Genomic DNA, 21689 nt, shown 5'->3' with positions numbered 1-21689 from the left:
GATGCTGGCAAACCCAAGATCGTCGCGATTGTCGCAACGATGCGAAAACTGCTGACCATTCTCAACGCCATCATCAGGGATCAAAAACCATGGCAAGACGCTTGACGAACAAGACAGTCGCTCATTCGGTTTCACGGCGTTCTCCTGCACTTGGCCAAAATATAGCCACCGCGCGAGTCCCCAGAATCCGAACAAAAAGGCAAACGTCCAAATTTTCCGAGAAAACAATGCCGCCCAAGACGAATGCAACGCGTTTCCTGCAAGCATGCCGGATATAGCGAAAAACAGAGGTATACGGATCGGACGGAGAAGGTCGTTAATCCCGCCGTACAAACTATGATCAAGGTCATATAACTCTACGTAGCCGTCTACATGGTAAAGAACTACGCCTATGATAGAACATCCCCTTGCAATATCAATCCAGTCCAGTCTTGATGCTTTTGCCAACATAATATCCCCGATTATGAGGCTATGGTAATATTTTAGATTCTCAATTTAGTCGATGCGTTACTAGAGATTATTTTGCAGGGTGACAGTGCATTGGGCCGGATCAAAGTGACATGACTGGTCCGATTTCTGACGAATGGCAGCACGCTATCCGCACCGGCCTCAAGTTCGGATCACTTCACACTGAAAATCAAAAATCCGGGCACGTTCCGTCCTTTTGGTATCTTGGGGGGCGCTCGCGCCGTCAAGGATGATGAGGGGGTGGCAGGAGTTAAGGTTACCTCATAACCTCCACGCAAAAAATATGCTGCATAGCAACAATATTTATTAAATTACGAATAAGGCATGTTAGTAGTCACTCTATCCGTGATTACGCAAGGTTTCCAATGAACACCATGGCTCCGCGTCTCGAATGGGTAGACACCCTCAAGGGGATATCCATTGTTCTTGTCGTTTTTTATCATGCCACTCTGATGCTTGCGGCTTTGGATTTTGAAGTTGAGGAACTTACTTACATTAACCGTTTTTTAGCCCCAATCAGAATGCCTGCGTTCTTTTTTGCTGCAGGGCTGTTCGCTCGATCTGCGATAAACAAAAGTTGGAAAGACGTATTTCAACATAAGGTCGCACTATACATGTACCTTTTTGTCCTGTGGTCCGTGATCAGGTACATCTACTTTGGTATCGTTCCTAATCCAAACACTCCGACTGAGGGGCACAATATTTTTTGGCTTCTTCAGTCCGTAATCAAACCTGTCAGTGGCGCATGGTTCCTTTGGAGCTTATCCATCTTCTTTCTTGCTACACGCGCATTGCGGGGAATTCCGCCGCTCCTCGTTGTCGTTGTGGCGTCGGTGCTTTCAGCTGTGACGCTTTCTGATGTTTTGCGCCTTCACTTCTCGTATGAGAATACTCTGCAGTATTTCATCTTCTTCTATTCCGCATGCCAGTATCGCGAGATTTTCCAAACGATTACAGAGCGAAAGTGGTCATCCGTAATCTTAGGTGCTGTGGTTTTTCTATTGGTGACAGCGGCGGCTTTGATTTCAAGGCGATGGTGGGTGGATGGTGCAGCTCTTTTTATTGCTGCATGGTCTGGCGTATTTGTCATGGCTGGAATAGCTCAGTTTATAACGGGCACACGGCTAGCGAAGTCATTCATCTATATCGGACTTAACACGCTTCCAATTTACGTCATCCACGTAATGATAGTGGCCACGATAGCCCACGTCGCTGATATATCCGGAGTTCCAGACGAAGGTGATGGAGTGTTGATATTCCCCCTCATTTCGACTTTGCTTGCTATTCCGATATGCTTGTTGCTTTTCAAGATAGCCACATACGCCCAACAATCGTGGTGGTTATTCAAACTTCCTTTCGCGCAGCGAGTTGAGGCGATTGCTCGGTAGTGAAGGGAAGTTTGGACGATCCTGCAGGAGGTTAGACAAACATTACGGAGTTAGTTCTCACCCGCTTCGAATGCAGGCAGGTTAATATCGAGCTTGATCAGCAAGCCATCCATTGGACGCAAGTTATGACTAATTCGCGCTGCAAAAAAGTAAGAAGCCTGGATACGTTCCGGGCTTCTTGTATTTTAGTCATGGCGGTGGATGGCTGTATGACGGCGCAGCGCTTAGGCCACACAATCGAATAGATTACACCACCATCAAATTTTTACGCTCTATTATAGAAGCTTGCTTTTCTCTGACTGTGCTATCAGCTCCGCAATCTCAGTTGTGCGGCCTGAAGATGCATGGATGCTGTCTCCGCTGACTGAATAATAAAGCGGAGTTCCCGACGGAACCGATGCCGTATATGCGGCTGCACGTACGTTTGTCCAGGTACCATCACCATTGGCCACGGAACTTAGAATATTGCCTCCGCTAATTGTACCGAAGCGATAGTCATGCCCCACATTCAGAGGAACATCCGTTTTGAACGTATTCCAAGTTGTTACGCCATCACCAGCTGTTTCAACAAAGGTACCTCGCTGTTGCGCAGTGAGGTATGGGCGCCACTTGTAGGTGTCAATCGGGTCCGACCAGGCCTCAAATGCATCGATATAGCCGTCCAATGCGCCACTTGCATTTGTCCTGATGCCGTTATTCACGGCGCCCAAAATTGCGGCAGTGAACGGGCTGGTAATGGTCTGGCTAGCGGTTGTCGAGAAAGATGAAGAGCTGGTGGTCCGACCAAACAACGTCATGCCTACGACCTTCACGCCACTGAAGCGCGCTTTAATTCGACCGACCAAGGCATCAATCCGGCTCGACCAGGTTGCTGCCGTAGTATTGTTATCGTTCCAGCCCACTTGATTAAGGACGACTGTGAACGGTCGTTTTCCATCCGGATTAAAGGCGATTGCTTCATCCAGCACCGCCCATCTCTTGAGCGCGTTTGTTGCCAGTTCACGCTGCGCCGCAGCACCCGGTACGCCAATAATAAAATGTGGAATACGACCCAGACCACCGACGTCGTCAAGCCAACGGCGGAGGAAACCCATGTTACGACGAGCATCGGCTGACATTGCAATTTCATTTCGCTGTTCGCCATGGCTATCAGATGTCACCAACGCAACAGGGCGTTCATCGTAATCACCACGAGCCAACATCATGTCAGGGCCAAAGCATTGGAATTGGTTGGTGAGCGAGTTGTAATTACCAGGATTGTCGATTGCAGTAGTTGAAGGAGCGTTGGAATCCACCAATGCTTCTAGTGAAGTAAGCGTGGACGACGCCCAGATCTTTTCGCCACGTTCTTGCTGATGACGATATCCATACAACAGCTTTTCGCCCACTGCTGCATGATATTCGGTAATTACGCCAAATACCGAGTTTGCGGGCAGGTCGACGCCAGGTACGCAATGACCCCATACGCCATTTGAACCGCTGGCGATGGTAGCGCTTGCAGATCCGCTGAAGTCGATCGGATATCGTTCGTTACCAATGGTTAACCAGGCTTTGTCGATCACCACATTATTGCCGGGTGCCAACAGTTCTTGCGGTGCGGTTCCGCCTTCGTTGATACCAAAACCGGACCAATGAAAACGAAACTCACGAGTTTTGTATGGTGCGGATCCAAAGAATAGTTTGGATGCAACGTAATTCAGTCCCGTGACCGCAACAGGAAGTGATGATGTACCTCCCGGAACTCTGTTGCCAGTCGCGAAAAACATCCATCGGTTGGTATCAGCCGTGGTTGGAACAACGATATTTTGATTGAAGTTTTCGGACCAACCTTCTGAGTTCTCGACTTTGGTGGACAGTGTGTAACTGCCAGGCGCTAGATCGGTCGCAACGCGCGTTTCCGCGCCGATGATTTCGTCTGCCGGATTGATGTCATTGGTCAGGCTGTAGATAATTTTCATGATAATATCTCGCGTCATCTTTTAGGGAGCTCTTTCAAGGAAGAGCGTTTGACTTCATTTGACGTCGCTTCGTGCTTTCAAGGGCTGGATCTCTTGGTTGAGTGCGTTTTTGTAAAACAAAGCAAAACCTTACGCTTTGGCTGCCCTTAAGCGGCCATGCTGGGAAACTCGTAGATACTGAAAGAAACGAAGTAATGTCGTTTATGAACCTGCAGCTTTGCTGACTAAGCTGAATGTCCTGGAGACGTTGATCTGATTTGAGGTGCGCGAATTGCACCGCAAATAACGTCAGCAGGCAATTTTATCGCTGAGGCGATGTGCAGGAAATTAAGCAGAGGTACGGTAGATAATGTTGATGCCACTGCCGATATTGGATTTTACCATAGTACATCCTTCGGACGGAATGTCCGTCGTCTGGATAGCTTTCCAATGGTTGTTTCTAGAAATCCACGATGAAAGCGCGGCAGATTTGTCGCTATGACTAATACTACACCTCGATGCTGTACGAGGGCGCCATTGTTTTCAGATTTCAAAGTTTCCTGTCTTTCGCAACAGACAGATTATTCAAAATGAGCACATGTCGCGAGTTATAACTCCTACGTATCGGGTCCAGCGGTCCGAAACACGTTATTCGGTTTATGTGTCTGCAAAAGAGCCTTTGTCACTGAATCAGACTGTCTCCTTGCGACATTCAGATGAATTGCATTGTTGTTCACTTGTTGCATATGATAACGTGACACCAATATTGATTGTTTTTTCATAAGTGCAAATTTCTACGGGGCGTGATTTACAATTATTGTCCTGAATGGCTTTTTAATTGGATTGTATATGTCTGATTTTTTAACAAGAAATACTTATTGTTTTGAGGGTCAATATGTCGCGTTAAAAGCTTAATTCTATACAGATTTTAAGAGCCGTTGCAGCGTTAGTCGTTGTGTTTTCCCACTGCATCCGAGCATACACAATCTACCAGCCACAATATATGCAAGATCTCTCGCATTCATGGCTGTCAGGGTCATGGTTACGTGAAGGTATGGCGGTTGGTGTCGATATCTTTTTCGTCATCAGCGGGTTTATTATGGTGCATGTCTCGAAAGATCATGCCGAAGGACGCAAAACACCCGGGAATTTCATTTGGCTGCGGCTTAAGCGTATATATCCACCTTACATCGTCGCGACGCTGGTGTTGATGGGGTTGGTGATTGCGTGGTCGCACTCGATACCTGATGACTTTAATGTTTGGCGTATTGTGTTGTCGGTGGCGCTTATTCAGTCATTCAACCCAAACGGACTGGTCCAGCCAATCTTAGGAACCGGATGGACATTGTCGTACGAAATGTATTTCTACCTTGCCTTTGCTGCCGCACTCGCGATTGGGAAGCGTAGCTACTTGGCTGTCTTGGTAGTGATGATTACGGGCGGGTGGCTTGTGTCGAGCGCTATATACAGCTACTCGGCACTCGGTGTTTTCTTCAGTAATCCAATTGTATTCGAATTTTTATTTGGTTGTGCTATTGGATACCTATATGCGGTTAATAAAATTCCGCGTGTTTCGAGCTTCATTGCGGCGCTGGCGGTACTATTCATCTGTGTTGTTTCGCATCTAAATCGAAGTGAATTGATATCCGACAACTGGCGATTTCTTTACTTAGGGATTCCTGCAGCAGTCATCGTTACCTCGGCACTTTCGTGGAGAGTAAGCGGACGTGTTAGCAATTTTTTCTCGTTTCTAGGCGATGCGTCTTATTCGATCTACCTAATCCACATAGTCGTCATTTACCAAGTCATGTCGCGTGTTTACCCGAAACTGATTTCTTTCGGCTTTGTTACGTCAATTGATCAGGCAGTAGCGATCACGTTTATTGTAGCCACAATCGGCGGAATTCTGTTCCATTTAGTTGTCGAGAGACAATTCAATGAATGGCGAAAGCGGACGAAGAAACGGGCAGCAGAGCGATTAGTCGGCGCATGAAAGCTTATCCTGACCATCCGCCAAATCCTCAATAAAGCCGCAAGCCGGCGACGGTGGGTCGGGTTTAAACAACTCGACATTTTTCCAGCTACATGCGCGATAATCCACTCAAATCGCTACATCCCGACCAGCAACCTCGGCCGGTTGAAGGTCACTTCGTGCACGGCGTCAAGGCCTAGAAAGAGCCCATCGTCGGCATCGAAGATGGGCCGGGTACGGGCGGCGATCTACGAAGTGCCGACACCACCGGTGGCCGTAGAAGAGACACCTCTGTTCAACTGGACCGGTTTCACCGCAGGTGTGCAGGGCGGTTACGCCTGGAACAACAACGACGCCGATTTCGGCGGTGGTTTTTCTGCTGATTTTGACGGCGGCATCCTCGGCGGTTTTGTCGGTTACAACCATCAGCTGGACAATAACTGGGTCATCGGTATCGAAGGTGATCTCGAAAAGAACTGGGGCGATGACTCCTTCGCTATAGGTGGTGTTACCGCCTTCAACTACGGCCTTGATTGGCAGGGCTCTGTCCGTGGTCGTGTTGGTTACGCCTTTGACCGTGCGCTGCTCTACGGTACAGCTGGTTGGGCCGTCGGCCGCGGCTTCCTTGACGTACCTGTCGCTGGCGTCGGACAGAAAGAAACCTTCAATGGCTTCACCGACATGGTCTTCGGCCGCATTGAATATCGCTACACCAACTTTGGCGACAAGGACTTCGACTTCACCGGCGTCGGTGGCCCGGTCATCAATTCCGACCTCGACCAGCACGCCATCCGCATCGGCCTTGGTATCAAGTTCTGATAACGCCACACGGAGTAGCAAAAAGCCCGGGCACGTCCCGGGCTTTTTTGTGTTTGGTTTTTAGGGGCGGGGCGCCAGATGATGAAGGGGCGGTGGGTTGTCACGCCGCAGCAGGCTTATTGCCTGGCATCTTTTTTTGACTAAATGGATAGTGATAAAGGAACCCTGCACCTGCCACCTCGGCAACTTTCTGAATGGCCAACGATGACAACGTGCTGAGAACGATTAGTGCAGGCAGCCCCAAATAGACGATCAAGGCTGTTTTAGGTAAAGCAGCAAACAGAAGGCTGAAAATAGCTATCGGGATAACGTGTGTGACATACACCGAAATTGTATTTCTGCCGAGAAACCCGACCGGCTCTTTAAGGAAGGTCTTGGCGATCAAGCTGGCAAGCGCCGCCATCCACATAATTCCAGTGAAGGCCATCAATAAACGCCAAAGGCCTGCTTCAAGATGAAGTCCTAAATGCCGCGTGATAAACAATACAGAATAGGCTGCGAACGCGATCAGGAAAACGGTTACTGACTTACTTGATGCCGCCTGCGCCATTGCGCGACCGTAGTAGACGCCAGCCATGTAGAAGGTGAAGTACTGGAGTAGATTTCGGTACGCGATGCCGTCAAACACCAACCAGCTTCCAAAAACGATAAGTGTTAGTGCCGCCGCAACAGTTAAGACAATCACTTTCGGGACACTCAAGACGAGTTTGGCGACGACGAGGTAGATGGCGAGAACCCACAAGAACCAAAGGCCGGTATTAGGCTTAACCCACATCCACACGAATTGCATAAGGTCTTTGCCTTCTTCCGGCGTGCGAACGTTGTCCTGCACATAGCCGAAGTAGACCCATCTAATGACCGTCCAAATTGCCATCAGATACAAAAGTGGTGCGATGCGTTGTCGGAATAGATCACGCCAGGACAACTGCAATGACTTCGCATGAAGCATTCCGGACAATGCAAAAAATGGCGGCAAAAGCACCGGGAACAGCGCCTTGTTGAGCAAGACATATGTTTCCGGCACCAGGGAATAATACTCTAGAAATAGAAACGAATGATAGAACACGACGGCAATGATTGCGATGGCGCGCCATATGTCGAGTTGATAATCTCTGGACTTCACTTGCATAATATACCCCGCTGCGTTGCTCGTTCTTAGAGCATGGCGATGCAGAGTCCTCAAGTTTCAAAATCCCAGAACACATCGCGCATGAATTGAGTTATTGGGGAAATACACTCCTACCTTGAGGCTCACATGTCATCGCAAATGAATGATTTGATGGTTGAAATCCACAGAAGATCAGCCGCATCTTTCGATGGAGTTTGCACATTTAACAACATCTCAATCACAGGTGAAGAACAGGTGTTGTTTAATGAAGCTCAAGCGATGGGCTTCATTAATTTTGAGATCAAAGATGATTTCGGTGATTACTACATTCTGTCGTTGACACCAAAGGGCCGATCCGAATTCAACCTTCCAGAAGTGAAGAGAAAATCATTCTGGGGATGGTTGATTGGCCTAGTATCGCCCGGGCGTTATTGGGTCAGGCTGCGGTAATCTCCAAATTCTCAATCCTCGTTACGACAGTCGCGGCTGCACCTTGCTGCGTGGCAACCTGCAAGTACGTGGCTAGAGTAATATTTACTCCTGACGAGAGAATAGAGAGGTCGGGAGTTTCAACCCACAGCGTAAGACCGTTTGTCGCATCAATATTTTGCATACTCGCCGCGCTTGAAGCCTCTGTCGGCGTCTCGCCTCCAGCGACCATGTGCCACCTTCCTACTGCTCTCTGCACCACTGTCGTAGATATAAATTCCGACATAAAGAAAGCCAATGAAACCGGCACTGCTGTAGGCTCTATGACTATTTTTGCCCTAGCTCTATACTTGCCGCCAGCCGGTACTGATATTCTACCTGTATCTGGCAGAGTGAACGAAAACCCACTCCAAACAGGCGTGTGACTGGCGGCACGTGTGACTGTTACCACCTGCACGTTTCCGTCCTTAGAGCCTTCGACAGTGGGGCCAGCTCCGGCCCTCACAAGGGAGTACCCGTCAGCAGCAACGCCAATGGCGTTCGTCAACGAACCACCAGTACCCGAAAGTGGTAGAGCAATATTAGTACCGAACCCACCAAAGGATTTTATAGTCAAACGACTAATAATCGCTGCCCGTATCGCAGCGCCAGCGGCTTTTGCTCCTATAGCTGAAAAGTGTATGCCGTCACTCTGAGTATAGCCCGCTTTCGGGTTTCTGTCCCCTGTGGCCTCGTTCACAACGTCTAGCAGGTTCACCAATATAGTCTTGGGGTTTCCTGCGACAGTCGCTGCAATTGCAGCGTTAATATCAAGCAGCTTCTGACGACTGGAGCCACCGGATACCCAAGAACCACCTGACGAGGTGGACCTAAGCCACAACAAAGGAACCGCGACTAGATCAGACACAGGTAGCAGACGCGCGTATTCCCTGTTAAAGTGGACCATGTATTCTTCGACCGTAATAGTGTCGATTTCGTTCCGGCCACCTGTTAAATATGCAATCCTGCTTCCTACAGGGGCCGCAGCAAGAACGATAAGCAAAGCGTCGATTTGCTCCACAATCGACGGCCTAGTTCCGCCGCCTTGTAACGCCCACCCCGAACCTGACTGCGCGTAGTTAGTTGGCGGGTTGAAGTACGGATATGACCCATTCCGAACAAGGACGTTCGAATCAAATATCCTTGCGGCGTCTAATTCGTTCGCCCAATTGACCGCAGATAGGGGCGCATATCCATATCTACTCTGACCGCTTTGCCCTGCCGCGCCATGCTGTTCTAGCGATGCTCCAACTACGTACATTACTGGATAATCCAAGACGGTCGGCACCACCCCACCGCCCTGAAAAGGGGCGATGGGCTTTAGATGAAACCCTGGGTGTTCGTGTTCCGCAGAGTAACCAAGATAATTTCCCACTAGGCGACACGAGGCATTTCTCACACTCGCTCTACTTGTCATGACCGCAGTGTGCGGGCCGCGCAGCTCCTGAAAATAAACAAATCAGTGAGTGGACATACCCATTGGTGGCGCTTACCCTGCCACATCGTCAGCAACCGAAATGTAGGCGCTGATGACTGAGGGTTGTTACGTGCTCTTGCCTGCTGAACAGGAGCGCGCAACGTGAAAACCTCGTGCACTTCAATTCTCGACATACACAGTAAAATAGCGGCCGCAGCGAAAGCGTGCGCGGCTCCTCGAGATCCTGTCTCGCCGCTCGATTGTCCTGTCACGATTTCGCTCTGGCGAAAAGCGCCGGCAAACGCATATCGGTGGCCACTAATGATGGGCAACCCGGCATCGCCAGATCATCTCGATGATCCCGGTCACATCGATAAGCGATGGTGGCATAGGCTTTTGTCCTTGGCGCATGCCTCTTTGGAATGGACAGTCGTGGGAAAAACAGCATGTGTGACGACCAACGGTTGATGGACGCCATCCACAAGCACGCCGACAAGGCGGATGCAGACCGGCTGCACTTTGTGGATATACGGGCCGTGGCTGTGACCTTGCACGCGCGTTTCGGTCATCGCAGTGAGGCTGATATTCTCGGCCAGCTGACCGATGTTTTCGAGGCGAGGGGTCTGTTATGGCAGTAACCTGCCACAGCTTTGCAGCTTGCCAACCAGCCTTTTGCTGTTCTCGCCGTCAATGCTGTGGTTGGTTATCTGCGCTCTTAGGTCCCGCCCAATAACCTTGGCCGCTTGAAGGTGACCTCATGTACGGCGCCCAAGCCCAGAAACGGCGCGTCGTCCGCATCGAAGATCGGCCGTGCGCGGGCAGCGATGATCCGGGTCGTTCCGTCGGGGCGTATGACCTTGTAACGCTGGTCAAACAGCGCTTTTTCGGTGATGCTGTCCATGATGGCGCTGGCCACCCGGTCTCGCATTTCAATGTCGATGCGTTCGAGAATATCCTCGATTGTTACGCCCTGCGCACCCACTTCGGCTGAAAACCCATGATACTCAGATGTTACCTCATCCATGATGAGCCTGTTGTCGGTGATACTCCACATGAAGTAACCGACCCCGCCTTCGACGCCTTCACGCTCTCCCACACCGCCTCCGCAATATGTGCCATGGAATCAGGAATTTAACTCTTATATTGGTCTTCGCTTTATGAGTGTGGATTAATTTAATTCGAGGACAGGTTTTAAACAGTTTTGCCACCGCGCCAAACAAACCAAGGCGCAGGGCGTTTGCCGCGCGGCTTTTCCCATCTGGCGAAACTAAACCGCCCCCTGTTACCCAATCTGGGTGATTACATCAGGCCCAGGTCTCGTAAAAACTGGCTTGGTGACCCCTCGAGTTCCCTGGAAATGATGGAGAGATGATGTTCAGCCTGCTGGCCCGCCTGTGCGCAATCGCGTTTTTAACTGTTGCCTCTACGCCCAACATATCAGTCGCGCAGATATGGCCTGAAGGCGGCATGAGTTTCGACCAGCTTCAAGACATCCTTTTAAACCATCCTTACGCGCAGTCCACGCCGGAGTGCAGACGATACAAGGCAGATAAAGATAACCTCTATCGCCTCTGCGGTCCGGGCGGACCTCGTTACGGTGATGCTGCATACTGCAAGGGCCTGATCAATGCAGGCTCCGGTCTAATAGATAGTTGTTCCGATGCGGTTGATGCTGAACATAAAAGACAGGTCGCTGCCAAAGCCAATGCGGGACAAGGTTCCTCACAGGGCACCGCACAGGTTGGGCAATGTGTTGCTTTTTCAAAGGTGCAGGAACGTGACAGCTTTGGTAATCCGTCCTGCGGTATTCGCGCTGAAAACAATTGTAGCGTTGCCACGCAGTGCCAGCTGGAAATGACCGGGGTTGATAGTCAGGGCAGGCGGCATCCGTCGCGTCAGGCCATCCATCTGCGTCCGGGCGAAACCGGTGCCAGAACCATCAACAATGTGCTGGCCTGCGAAAACCTGCAGGGGCAATGCAAACCCTCGACGCAATAAGGCGTGAGGTGGCAACATGTCACACGGGGAAGATGGGCGGCGGTTACCCGATCAGCATACGTAACAGACCGAACTTGCGGGGTTTCTCGGCCCTCGGTTGCTCATGGTCGCCCTTGGACCAGGCTGTAAAGTCCGTCACGAAAATGCCTTGCTCATTCCAGTCGTCGGGAAAAAGATCGTGGCGCACAAAGGGAAAGGCGGCTTGCTCTGGCCGTGCCACCTCAATCATCCGGTCATTGTGCTCTACGATGCAATGTTTGGTGTAATAACCCGCGCCCTTCGGCACCCATCCACGGATAACCGTGCCACCGTTCCGGCGCACATAATCTGCTGCAGCCTCATGGCAGTTGGCGCGCTTGCTGGCCGCTTCTGCAGGTTCATACTCACGGGGAATAGTCTTTCCCTGATTAAATGCTGCTGTTAAACGCTCAGCAAAGTCACACATACACCACTCACCACTATACCGAGTGTATGTGCCTAGAGAATTGCAATCACCTCGTCAAACTGGCTTTCAATTTTGGGTTAACGCGAAAGGGTAATATCGATGTATTGTATGAAAGTTCCATTTTGTTTAGAATTCGCGTTAATTATACCACGAAATAGCTATTGTCTTTGTCATAAACTATCTGGTAAAGTTGTTTTATATATTGTGAGATGTTTTGAGGGATAGCATTTCAGCAGGCTTGAAACCTCGGCCATTCATCTGGTCGAGGTTTTTTTTGACCTAAACATCAGCCAGTAGTTGAAAATATTGACAGTATATTTTTATTACTTGTGGTTGGTCTGTTAAGTGCTCATGTTGCTGTCATTTTCAGGGTCATGACAGCAACGTTTCTAAACTGATGCCAGGGTATACTGTGGTGAAGTGGCGCTGCGGCCACCACACCAGCGCTCATCACGCTCTTACGCGCGCCGTTTGCCTGCGCAGCAGCACGGCCAGCAACAGGCACAGTGCCAGCACCGTTGCCGGTATCAGCGCATGCAGAAACTCGCCATTGATCAGCACAGTCGTCGCGGCTGCTACCATAAGCGCCGCACCGGCCAGCGCGCCGAACAGCCGGTAACGGGAAAACATCAGCGCACTTGCCGTCAGTTCCAGCGTGCCAGTCACGTAATGGAACCAGTCTGGAAACCCCCAACGCTGGTAATCGGCCATGATACCCTCTGTCGGGAACAGGTTACCCATGGCCCCAAAGGCAAAAAATGCGGCCAGCAGCCAGCGAAACAGGGTGAGGCGGGTTGGTCTGCGCATGGTGGTGTCCCTTAAGAGTTGGATGGCTCGGTTGCGGTTTGGCCCGCGCCGTTTGCGGTTGCGTGGTAAGGCTGGTAGGCGCCGTTCAGGAACATCGTCACTGCACGGTCAACAATCTCGTCAATCTCTTCTGTGTCCAGCGTCGGCTGCAGGCCAACCAGTGCCCGCATCTGCGCGGTCGCGACTGTCAGGTTAAGGAAGTCTTCCGCCAACCGTTCCGCTGCAAAGTCGCCGCGCAGCAGGCCTGCGTCCTGGCCATCCTTTATCCAGCGGCTCAGCACCCGTTGCGCATTCATGTAGCCGGCATTCCAGATGGACTGGGCAAGGTCAGGAAAGCGGCCGCCTTCGGAAATCATCATGCGGTGCAAGGCAAGCGTACGCGGGTTCAGCACAATGTCCAGCGTGCTTTTGCCAAACAACCGCAGCGACTTTTCCGGGTCGGCGCCATCAATCACCATGTCGTTCAGTGGCGCAGACACTTCGCCGCACAACGCCACAACAGCCTCGGTAAACAGGCCGTGCTTGCCGCCAAAATGGTCGTAAACATTGCGGCGCGAACCACCCACTTGCGAAATCAGCGCGTCGAGCGATGCGGCCTGATACCCGTCCTCTAGAAACATGGTGATCGCGGCCTCCTTCAGGGCCTCGACACGTTCTTTGCCTTTGGCCGTGCGGTGTTCAGTGCTCATGCTGGCTCCGGGAATCTCTATTGCAATTTGGTATGGTATTGTACCGTACCATTCTAAGCAAGAAGACGTGTTTGTTTAACGTTGGTCAAATTGCCACAGCACATATGCGGGGCGTGTGGTGCTGCGGGCAGGCGTGTGGGCGGCCATTCGCGGCGGGTCATCGGCGTTATCAGACACAAAAAAGGCCGGAACACCAATGGCGGTTCCGGCCTGTTTATCTGTGCGGTTTCGCTCACATCACGCTTCGCGGTATTTGGCGACATCGGCCTCGGTGATGGTCCTGATGATGCGCGCCGGGTTGCCGCCAGCCAGTGACATGGGCGGCACATCGCGGATAACGATGGCGCCAGCGGCAATCACGCTGCCACGACCAATGGTCACGCCGGGCAGAATTTGTGCGCCAGCGCCAATCCAAACATCGTCCTCGATCGTCACTGGGTAGGCATATTCCAGTCCCTTGTTGCGGCGCTCGATATCCAGCGGGTGGCCAGCGCAGCAAATATGCACATTGGGGGCCACAAACACGTTGTTGCCAATGGTCACCTTGGCGCAGTCAAGAATGCACAGATTGACATTGGCGTAGAAGTTTTCGCCAATCTCGATGTTGTAACCGTAATCGCAGTTGAACGGCGCTTCGATGTGAAATGCCCCTGCGGTTTTGCCCAGCAGCTTGCGCAGGATCTCGCGGCGTTTTTCCAACTGGCGCGGCGGCGTGCTGTTAAATTCAAACAGCGCATCCTTGGCGGCGTGGCGCTGTTCAATCAGCCCGGCATCATTATTGGCATCATACAGCAAACCGGCCAGTGCTTTTTCCATCTCGGTCATGGTTTTATCCTTATGCCGTGGGTGTTACGGCTTCATCTGTTGTGGCCAGCTTGCGCGGGCGCACCGCAGGTGCCGCCAGAATGGCGCACAGCAACAGCGCCAGCACCACCAGCATGGCATTGCGCAGGCCAAAGTTTTCGCCCAGCAGTCCCAGCAGCGGCGGGCCAACCAGAAATGCGACATAACCGCCAATGGTGACGATTTTCACCCGTTCTGCGGAATTGGCGCCGGAGTCACCGGCCGCAGAAATGGCCACTGGAAAACCAAGCGATGCGCCAAGGCCCCACAGCAGCACGGACGCACCGGCCAGGATGGGATGGTCGGCAAAAATCACGCAGGCCAGACCCAGCGCGCCAAATACCGCACTGGTACGGATAACCGCCGAGCGGCCAAACCGATGCAGGAAATAACCGCCGGCAAACCGGCCAAAGGTCATGGCAGATGCAAACACCAGAAACACCAGGGAACCGGCCGTTTTGGAAAAGCCGTGCTCATCCACCATCAGGATTGGCAACCAGTCATTGGCCGCACCTTCGGCCAGCGCCACCGCCAGCACGATAAGCGCAATGGCCAGCAGGCGCGGGTCACGCCAGTAGTCGTCCTTTGGCGCGCCTGTCGTTTCCACCCTCTGGTTTTTGTCGGTCTTGGCGGTGCCTGCGGGAATGTGGCGGATGAAATGGACAATGGCCGGCACGATAAAGATGGCAATGGCCGCCAGGTGAACCTCGACAGGCACGGCCAGCGCATTGGCGCCCAAGCCCGCCAGTGCGCCCAGCACTGTGCCAAGGCTGAAACAGCCATGCAGCGTGTGCATCACCGCCCGGCCGGATTCCTGTTCCACCATCGCGCCATCAATATTGACGGCAATTTCAGCCAACCCCATGCCAAGCCCAAAACAGGCCAGCCCGACGGAAACGACAATCGGCTGTGCGGTTATGGTGCCAAGCGCCATGAAGGCCACACTGCTGGCCACCAGCCAGGTGCCGGCCAGCATCACGGCGCGGGTGCCAAACCGGCCAACGGCAAAAGCAGACATCAAAATGCCGCTCATCGACCCGATAGACAGACCAAGCAGAACCAGACCCATTTCGGCAATCGAAACATCAATCCGGTCGCGAATGGCAGGGGTGCGCGTTACCCACGAGGCCATGGCAACGCCGGGAATGAAGAAAAAAACAAAAAGTGCGAAACGTCTTTGGTTAAGCGATGGCATGATAGCTCTTGGTCCGTGAACGAGACCATGCGTATATGTACGTGCGTACACAAAGTCAAGAATTCGAGATTGGACATGACCAGAGAAAAAGCCCCAGCCAAAAGCCACCGGCCTGCCAATGATCCCGAAAGGCGGGAAAAAATCATAACAGCGGCGCTGGCAACAATCGGCCGTGTTGGCGTGGCCGATACCACCCACCGGCGCATTGCCGAAACGGCCGGTCTGCCGCTGGGTTCACTCACCTATTATTTCTCCGGGCTGGATGACATTATTGCTGCGGCGTTTCGCCAGCTGTCCGTTCAGGTGTCGGACCATCTCATGCAGATCATGATGGCTGCGCCAGACCAGGCTGCGGCGCGGACCGCGCTGGTGGATTATCTGTGTGACGACGGGCCGGTGCGCACCATGGACCTTATTCTCAGCTTCGAGCTTTATGCCTATGCCTCGCGCCGCCCACTTTTGAAAACCGTCATGCTGGACTGGATGGCCGCCAGCCGCCGTGCGTTACAGCTGCATTTCACCGTGCAGCAGGCCAATGCGCTAGACGCGATGATTGAAGGAATCACCATTCACAACGCCATGAACCCTAAGATGTTGGATCAGCAGCATATACGGCTGATTGTCGAGCGTCTGTCGGCCTAACCAGCGCGAGAATATTTGGCTGCCAGCACCCCGAAAACAGGTTGTTTCAAGGTTATTTTATTCGGTCGTAAACGGTTATTTAGGAAAACGAAATAGTGTTGTGTTAATTTCGATCAATCGGAAGGCTGGTTCGCAGTCCAATACACGCCGTGTGCAGCTTAGCACATACGGGTGTTTCGGTGGCGGCCGTGTCGTCAGGTAACGTGGGAACGAAATTCTTTGTTTACGCAGCAGCAGTTGGCTTCCATCCTGTCTTCATTGCCAGACCCGGCGTTTATTCTGACGCGCAGTGGTCGTTACGCCGCAGTGTTCGGCGGCAAGGACGTTCGCCATTACCATGATGGCAGTGGTCTTGTCGGCATGAGCATGTTTGATGTGCTGAAACAGGAAAAGGCTCAGTGGTTTGCGGACGAAGTGGCAAAGGCACTGCGCAGTCGCGTGTTGCATATTGTCGAATATCAGCTGTGCGGCAGCGACGTGAAGGGCGCCGGCGATGGCCCTGATTACGCCATCAGTTTTGAAGGCCGCGTTCAGGCCCTGGGTTTTCCGGTTGATGGTGAAGACGCCGTTGTCTGGGTGGCCAGCAACATTACCGAAAAAAACGAGGTGCAGTGCAAGCTGCGCGTGCTCAGCGAAACCGACGCGCTGACCGGCCTTTATAACCGCCGCAAGCTTATTGAAACGCTGGACGACCGTCTGGCGATTTTCGAACGGGAGCGCGACCAGACCTCGGTGCTGGTGTTCGACCTTGATAATTTCAAACGCCTTAATGACGAAATGGGCCACCATGCCGGGGATGCGGCGCTGGTGGAAATTGCCCGCCTGTGTCGCCAGAACCTGCGCCAGAGCGACATGATTGCCCGTTTCGGTGGCGACGAATTTGTCGTCGTCATGCCCGGCACCCGCAAGCCGGACGCACTGGAAATTGCCGAACAGCTGCGCAAGAACGTGCCGATTACCTTCCGCCAGAACCTGCGCTACGAATCCACCATTAGCGGTGGCGTGAGCGAATTCGGCCTGCCGGACCGGCTTTCCAGCGAAATCCTCAAACGGGCGGATGAGGGGCTGTATCTTTCCAAACGCGCCGGCCGCAATCGGGTGTCTGCGCTGTAAGCTCGGGTTGCTTGGGTGGGGGCTGCCTTTCCAAACACGCTGGCCACAATCGGATTTCTGCGCTGTAGTCGGTTGTTTTTTGGGCGGGCGTTTGGCTCACACCTCTCATTGTTTGACGTCGACGTCACCTCCAAACGATCCTCATTCCTGTGCCTGTCACAGGAATCCAGGCCAGCCCAAGTCCTTGGGCTGAATAGACTTTTCCACCGCGCAGACGCGCGACGACTGGATCTCTGTGACAGGCACAGAGAAGAGGGAGGTCGAGGCGTGCATTCAGCAAACCAACTCAACTTCGAGACGGGTGTTGTCGCTCATCTAACGCGCTGTTATGGGTTTTGGCCACGGCGTTTCCACGGGCGCCCTTACCTCTACCCCTGTGGGAGAGGAAGAAAAATCATCATCTTAGCTTGCTAAGTGATAGATTTTTCAGGTGAGGGGTTTTGCCATGCACCATCAATCACACAACAAAAACACTTGAGAATCTATCCGCTTTTCTCAAAGCTACGCGCCAACATCACTTATGGAACAGGGCAGAGACATGGCAAAAACGGCGCTGATCATTATCGATATGCAGATGGACATGCAGCAGCGTATCGATGCCGGGCGGAACCATGTGAACGGTGAAGCACCGGAAAAGATAACCGCGCTGGCGACCGCATTTCGCGCCAAGAACCTGCCGGTCCTGCACATCCGCCACGCCGACAGCAATTCCGCCTCGCCATTTCACCCAGGTGCCCCGGGCTACCAGCCCATGCCGTGCGGGAAAGAGGTGGGCGACGAGCCTATCTTCGTCAAAAACACCTCGTCCGGTTTTGCCTCAACTGATCTGGCCGAGCACCTGCGCAGCAACGGCATCGAAGATCTGGTGGTGACAGGCGCCGTCGCAGGTTTCTGCGTTAACTCCACCGTGCGCGCCGGCGCCGACCTTGGTTTCAACATGACCGTGGTGCGCGACGCTGTGCTGGGCTTCGACCTGCCATCGGCAAACCTGTCCGCTCAAACCATATTTGACGTGACCATGGCCCATCTGGAGGCTGACTTCGCCCGCGTTGTGGATGCGGAAACCTTGTTGGCTGGGTGAGCAGACTCCTCGTCGTTCCTGTGCTTGTCAAAGGACTCCAGACCAGCCCAAGTCTTTAGGCTGAAAAAGCTTGCCGCCGCGTCATCGCTTACATTTAGTCGAGCTTTTCCCATCGACGCGCATGTTTGATGAGCGCAGGATAGTTTTTAAGTTCGCTATAATTCCGCTCCGTTAGAGTTGTCCGTCTTGCATTGAACTCTTTTTGCAAGACTGAACAAATGTAACCGATTTCCTCTGATGGAGTATTTGTCAACTCATCATCCGCGTCGTGATAAGCCTGACCCAAAGGCACTTTTATATACCGCGAATATAAAGAATAATACTCCTTGAGGTCGATGTTGAATATATCTCTCTCAATAAGCCAACTCACTGAATTTTCTTTTTCTTTTTGAAGTAAGAAATCATGAGGGTCCCGAATTATTCGTCCATTATTTAAATCAATATCCTTTTCAACTACATAATTACATATTAGAGGATACATATAAATAATTTCGATTTGAAATTCATGGTCCCATGCAGCAGTTACGTCCAATAATATTTCAAATGATTGATTGAATTGTCTGATGGACATATCGAAAAGTCTTGATGTTTTGTCGAAGAACTCGGCGAACAGTTCAATTTTAACCTCGCGACGGCTCGGAAATCTCCAATCGTCTAAATCAACGCCGCTTGCCCGAATGAGCGCATGCGCAATTGCAGCGATTTCTGGCTGCGGCAGATTGTAGGATCTGTGAAAGAAGCGACCGAGATAATTTTTCGAGTCAAAACCTGAACCGTAAACAGCACCAACGGAATATGCGAGTTGGGTCGTGTCTGTGGCCATTACGAATACCACGCCCCTGACATCAAAGAGATGTTTGATGCGTTCCAGCATGGCTATAGCGTAAGTTGGCCTGCACCGGTCAAGCTCGTCGATGAATACAAACAGCGGAAATGCTTTATCACCATCTCTAAAAATGGTCTCTAGAATAGAGGATAGGCTAGCCTGAAACTTATCGAGGCTGTTTTTCACTTCATCGATATCCTGCAAGCGCTTTTGGGCGTACATATCGATAGCCTGGTCTGAAAAATCGCCAAGACTTGCCTCGGTAATGGCAATGACCTTGTCATTCAGATTGTCGTTGTTACCGTCAGCAAGAGACGTTGGTTCGTTGATTAAGCCTGCAGCTATTTCCAACCCTTCACCAACCACTGCTTTGCTTGCTTTTTTGAGTGTTTCTTTGCCTACTGTGTAGGCGATTTTCCCGAAATTCTTGCGAAAGTTTTCAGTTTTCTCAGAAACGATATCGAGAAACTTTTTCTTCTCGGGCGAGCTTTTGACCAGATCCTTGAAGTAGGTATCAAGTGAAGACACGACTATGGAGTACGGGTCATCAACGAAGTCGTATTTCCATGCGTCGATGAAAACAGCAGGATGGTTCTTTGATTGAACCATTTCAAACATGCGCTTCAGAAAAAATGATTTCCCCTGTCCCCAAGGTGAATTCACGTTAATGACATAAGCTCCCTGATCTTTGGGGCGAGACGACGACCTATGGAGGATTAGTTTGTAGAGATATTCCGCATCCTGTTTGCGTCCAAGAAGATCGTCTTGCCAAATATCTTTCGCTACCATGTTCATTCAATACCCCTCTGCAATCCTTTTGATCATTATGCAGAAAGATCGAATCCTTCAACGGTTGTGCGGAACTACATCACACAATTATGACGATTTTTCTCACCCACCCAGCGGGTCATAGTCCATCTGGGCGCGGGCGACGGCCTTGTCATAGACAACAGTCCCATCCGGCAGCATCATCGGTTTGGGGCCGCGTGTTTTCTTGGCCACCGGCTGGGTAAAGGTCAGCGCCAGCGCGTCGCCCTCATTGGGCGATGGAATGCCGCGCGCCTTCATGTCCTGTTTGCTTTCCAGCTGGATTTTGCCATCCATGCGCGCCACGGTTTCCGGTCCGACAAGGTCTTGGTAAAGCGTCTCATTGTGCGGATCGATTGCGCCGCCGGCCTTGATCCAGCGTTTCATCTGGCCCCAGATATAGGCGCGGATGTTGTAATATCCGGGGTCGATTGTCTTGGTAGAACCGAACCACACAAGCTGCCAGTTGCGGCCCATGGTGGTGCCGGCGCTGACAATGCCGGTGCCATAACCGGCATCCACAAACACCGCATCGGCCTGATATTCATCCTCAAACCGTGCCACCAGCATTGCCACTTCAACATCATTGTCGTTGCGCGGAATGGTGGCCAGTCGTTTGGAATAAAGCCCTTGCCGCAGCATGATGACCGTCGGGTCTTCACCCGTCCAGGAAGGGTCGACGCCAATAATCACGGGCGCAAAGGCATATTGCGCCGGCCGCAGATGCGTGGTGCGTGCCTGGTCCAGATCATCGGCGGAAATGAACTGCATGGCCGATTGTGAGGGAAACTGCCCGCGCACGCGCACCTTCACATAATCGCTGTCTTCGCCGTGGTCATCGACCATGCGCTGCAAAAACTGCTTGTTGGTGCCGGGCACGGTGCGGCTGTCAATCTGCCGTCCAATCCAGCGATGCCGAAACCGACGAAAACATTCGCGAAAACGGCCGCTATTGCGCGTCGGGTTGCCAAACACCACCCAGATGATGATGGTGTTTTCATCGGTCAGCGCGCCCTCGGCCACCTCCCAAACCTTGTCGTGGATTTTTGACGCCTCATCAAACAGCAGCAGAATGATCTTGCCCTTGTTGTGCAGGCCGGCAAAGGCTTCGGTGTTGTTTTCGCTCCAGGAAATGAAGTCCTGCCGCCAGCTTTCGCCACGCTCCGGGTCGCGGCTTTTAATCGCCATGGCCTGCACATCAAACCAATGGGCGGTAATCGACATGCGAAACCACTTGCCAATTTCCGGCGCGGTTTTGGTGCGCAGCTGCCCCTCGGTATTGGCGGTGGTGACAATCTTGCAGTCTTCAAAACACGACATCGCCCAGTTGGACAACATGCCCATGGCGGCAGATTTGCCGATGCCGTGGCCTGACGCCACCGCTATCTGCAGCGGCTGATATCGGCTTTGCGGGTCCTGCAAATGCCGGGAAATAACCTCGTTAATATCGTCCTGCCAGCCACGTGGCCCGTCATAACCCTGCAGCTCTCCCACACCCCAGTCCCAGGCCATGCGGCTCCAGCGTCTGGGGTTAAACTGGCAGGCGGCGGCCAGCGTGATGATCTCATCATCGGGGTCAACGCTGGGGTCCATATCATCCGTCATGATAAGTGTCTCCTGCTGGGGATATGGGCGGGAAATGCGCGAAAAATCGCAGTCGACGGCC

At 52.2% G+C, this 21689-nt stretch carries 20 protein-coding genes and 2 pseudogenes; 10 read left to right on the top strand and 12 right to left on the bottom strand.

The features are described 5' to 3' along the window. Window positions 1-105, top strand: a pseudogene (locus IB237_RS26115) (IS110 family transposase); the annotation flags it as partial. 24 nt (window positions 106-129) lie between these two features. On the opposite strand, the pseudogene IB237_RS26385 reads toward IB237_RS26115, so the two are convergent. Next, window positions 130-450: pseudogene (locus IB237_RS26385) on the bottom strand (acyltransferase family protein); the annotation flags it as partial. Window positions 451-833: 383 nt separating this feature from the next. Here IB237_RS26385 and IB237_RS26110 point away from each other — a divergent pair. Continuing rightward, entirely contained in the window at window positions 834-1856 is a 1023-nt protein-coding gene (locus tag IB237_RS26110) for an acyltransferase family protein (protein WP_192491674.1), read from the top strand. A gap of 275 nt (window positions 1857-2131) precedes the next feature. On the opposite strand, the gene IB237_RS26105 is transcribed toward IB237_RS26110, so the two are convergent. After that, a complete protein-coding gene (locus IB237_RS26105) occupies window positions 2132-3814 on the bottom strand; it encodes an SGNH/GDSL hydrolase family protein (RefSeq protein ID WP_192491673.1) in 1683 nt (560 codons plus the stop codon). Window positions 3815-4712: 898 nt separating this feature from the next. On the opposite strand from IB237_RS26105, the gene IB237_RS26100 reads away from it, so the two are divergent. Both IB237_RS26100 and IB237_RS26095 read left to right on the top strand, forming a co-directional pair. Then, window positions 4713-5786 carry an acyltransferase family protein gene (locus IB237_RS26100; protein ID WP_371815418.1) on the top strand — a complete coding sequence of 358 codons (1074 nt, stop codon included), beginning with the start codon at window positions 4713-4715 and terminating at the stop codon, window positions 5784-5786. Window positions 5787-5990: 204 nt separating this feature from the next. Beyond that, window positions 5991-6584 (top strand): outer membrane protein, encoded by a 594-nt coding sequence (locus IB237_RS26095; RefSeq protein ID WP_192491671.1) that lies wholly within the window; start codon window positions 5991-5993, stop codon window positions 6582-6584. 100 nt (window positions 6585-6684) lie between these two features. Here the strand turns inward: IB237_RS26095 and IB237_RS26090 are convergent, their stop codons facing one another. Next, window positions 6685-7713: an acyltransferase gene (locus tag IB237_RS26090; protein ID WP_192491670.1), complete on the bottom strand. Its 1029-nt coding sequence runs from the start codon at window positions 7711-7713 to the stop codon at window positions 6685-6687. A 126-nt stretch (window positions 7714-7839) separates the two neighbouring features. Between IB237_RS26090 and IB237_RS26085 the strand changes: the two genes are divergently transcribed. Then, window positions 7840-8142: a hypothetical protein gene (locus IB237_RS26085; RefSeq protein WP_192491669.1), complete on the top strand. Its 303-nt coding sequence runs from the start codon at window positions 7840-7842 to the stop codon at window positions 8140-8142. Here the strand turns inward: IB237_RS26085 and IB237_RS26080 are convergent. After that, window positions 8129-9421 (bottom strand): hypothetical protein, encoded by a 1293-nt coding sequence (locus IB237_RS26080; protein WP_192491668.1) that lies wholly within the window; start codon window positions 9419-9421, stop codon window positions 8129-8131. The genes IB237_RS26085 and IB237_RS26080 overlap by 14 nt on opposite strands. A gap of 602 nt (window positions 9422-10023) precedes the next feature. On the opposite strand from IB237_RS26080, the gene IB237_RS26075 reads away from it, so the two are divergent. Further along, window positions 10024-10215 (top strand): hypothetical protein, encoded by a 192-nt coding sequence (locus IB237_RS26075; protein ID WP_192491667.1) that lies wholly within the window; start codon window positions 10024-10026, stop codon window positions 10213-10215. Window positions 10216-10292: 77 nt separating this feature from the next. On the opposite strand, the gene IB237_RS26070 is transcribed toward IB237_RS26075, so the two are convergent. Further along, on the bottom strand, window positions 10293-10673 hold the full coding sequence (locus IB237_RS26070; RefSeq protein WP_371815417.1) for a PAS domain-containing protein: 381 nt from the start codon (window positions 10671-10673) through the stop codon (window positions 10293-10295). Window positions 10674-10945: 272 nt separating this feature from the next. Between IB237_RS26070 and IB237_RS26065 the strand changes: the two genes are divergently transcribed. Next, window positions 10946-11575 carry a hypothetical protein gene (locus IB237_RS26065; RefSeq protein ID WP_192491666.1) on the top strand — a complete coding sequence of 210 codons (630 nt, stop codon included), beginning with the start codon at window positions 10946-10948 and terminating at the stop codon, window positions 11573-11575. A gap of 43 nt (window positions 11576-11618) precedes the next feature. Here the strand turns inward: IB237_RS26065 and IB237_RS26060 are convergent, their stop codons facing one another. The 5 genes from IB237_RS26060 to IB237_RS26040 form a co-directional block, all read right to left on the bottom strand. Then, on the bottom strand, window positions 11619-12020 hold the full coding sequence (locus IB237_RS26060) for a hypothetical protein (protein ID WP_192491665.1): 402 nt from the start codon (window positions 12018-12020) through the stop codon (window positions 11619-11621). 450 nt (window positions 12021-12470) lie between these two features. After that, a complete protein-coding gene (locus tag IB237_RS26055; protein WP_192491664.1) occupies window positions 12471-12827 on the bottom strand; it encodes a DoxX family protein in 357 nt (118 codons plus the stop codon). 11 nt (window positions 12828-12838) lie between these two features. Then, on the bottom strand, window positions 12839-13516 hold the full coding sequence (locus IB237_RS26050; RefSeq protein WP_192491663.1) for a TetR/AcrR family transcriptional regulator: 678 nt from the start codon (window positions 13514-13516) through the stop codon (window positions 12839-12841). A gap of 237 nt (window positions 13517-13753) precedes the next feature. Further along, on the bottom strand, window positions 13754-14341 hold the full coding sequence (locus IB237_RS26045; protein ID WP_192491662.1) for a sugar O-acetyltransferase: 588 nt from the start codon (window positions 14339-14341) through the stop codon (window positions 13754-13756). A 10-nt stretch (window positions 14342-14351) separates the two neighbouring features. Next, entirely contained in the window at window positions 14352-15554 is a 1203-nt protein-coding gene (locus IB237_RS26040; RefSeq protein ID WP_192491661.1) for an MFS transporter, read from the bottom strand. Window positions 15555-15629: 75 nt separating this feature from the next. Here IB237_RS26040 and IB237_RS26035 point away from each other — a divergent pair, with 75 nt between their 5' ends. From IB237_RS26035 to IB237_RS26025, 3 genes are all read left to right on the top strand, one after another. Continuing rightward, a complete protein-coding gene (locus IB237_RS26035; RefSeq protein WP_192491660.1) occupies window positions 15630-16196 on the top strand; it encodes a TetR/AcrR family transcriptional regulator in 567 nt (188 codons plus the stop codon). A 219-nt stretch (window positions 16197-16415) separates the two neighbouring features. Next, window positions 16416-17309 carry a GGDEF domain-containing protein gene (locus IB237_RS26030; RefSeq protein ID WP_192491659.1) on the top strand — a complete coding sequence of 298 codons (894 nt, stop codon included), beginning with the start codon at window positions 16416-16418 and terminating at the stop codon, window positions 17307-17309. 538 nt (window positions 17310-17847) lie between these two features. Next, window positions 17848-18390, top strand: coding sequence for a cysteine hydrolase family protein (locus IB237_RS26025; RefSeq protein ID WP_192491658.1), 543 nt, complete (start codon window positions 17848-17850; stop codon window positions 18388-18390). A 94-nt stretch (window positions 18391-18484) separates the two neighbouring features. Here IB237_RS26025 and IB237_RS26020 read toward each other — a convergent pair whose 3' ends face one another. Together IB237_RS26020 and IB237_RS26015 are read right to left on the bottom strand one after the other, a co-directional pair. Next, entirely contained in the window at window positions 18485-20011 is a 1527-nt protein-coding gene (locus tag IB237_RS26020; protein WP_192491657.1) for a P-loop NTPase fold protein, read from the bottom strand. A 96-nt stretch (window positions 20012-20107) separates the two neighbouring features. Then, on the bottom strand, window positions 20108-21628 hold the full coding sequence (locus IB237_RS26015; RefSeq protein ID WP_246788340.1) for a terminase: 1521 nt from the start codon (window positions 21626-21628) through the stop codon (window positions 20108-20110). Window positions 21629-21689 lie beyond the last annotated feature (61 nt).

Source organism: Agrobacterium sp. AGB01 (assembly GCF_014851585.1).
Taxonomy (GTDB): domain Bacteria; phylum Pseudomonadota; class Alphaproteobacteria; order Rhizobiales; family Rhizobiaceae; genus Agrobacterium.
Note: the sequence above shows the minus strand (reverse complement) of the source record. Positions and strands in the feature narration are given on the sequence as shown.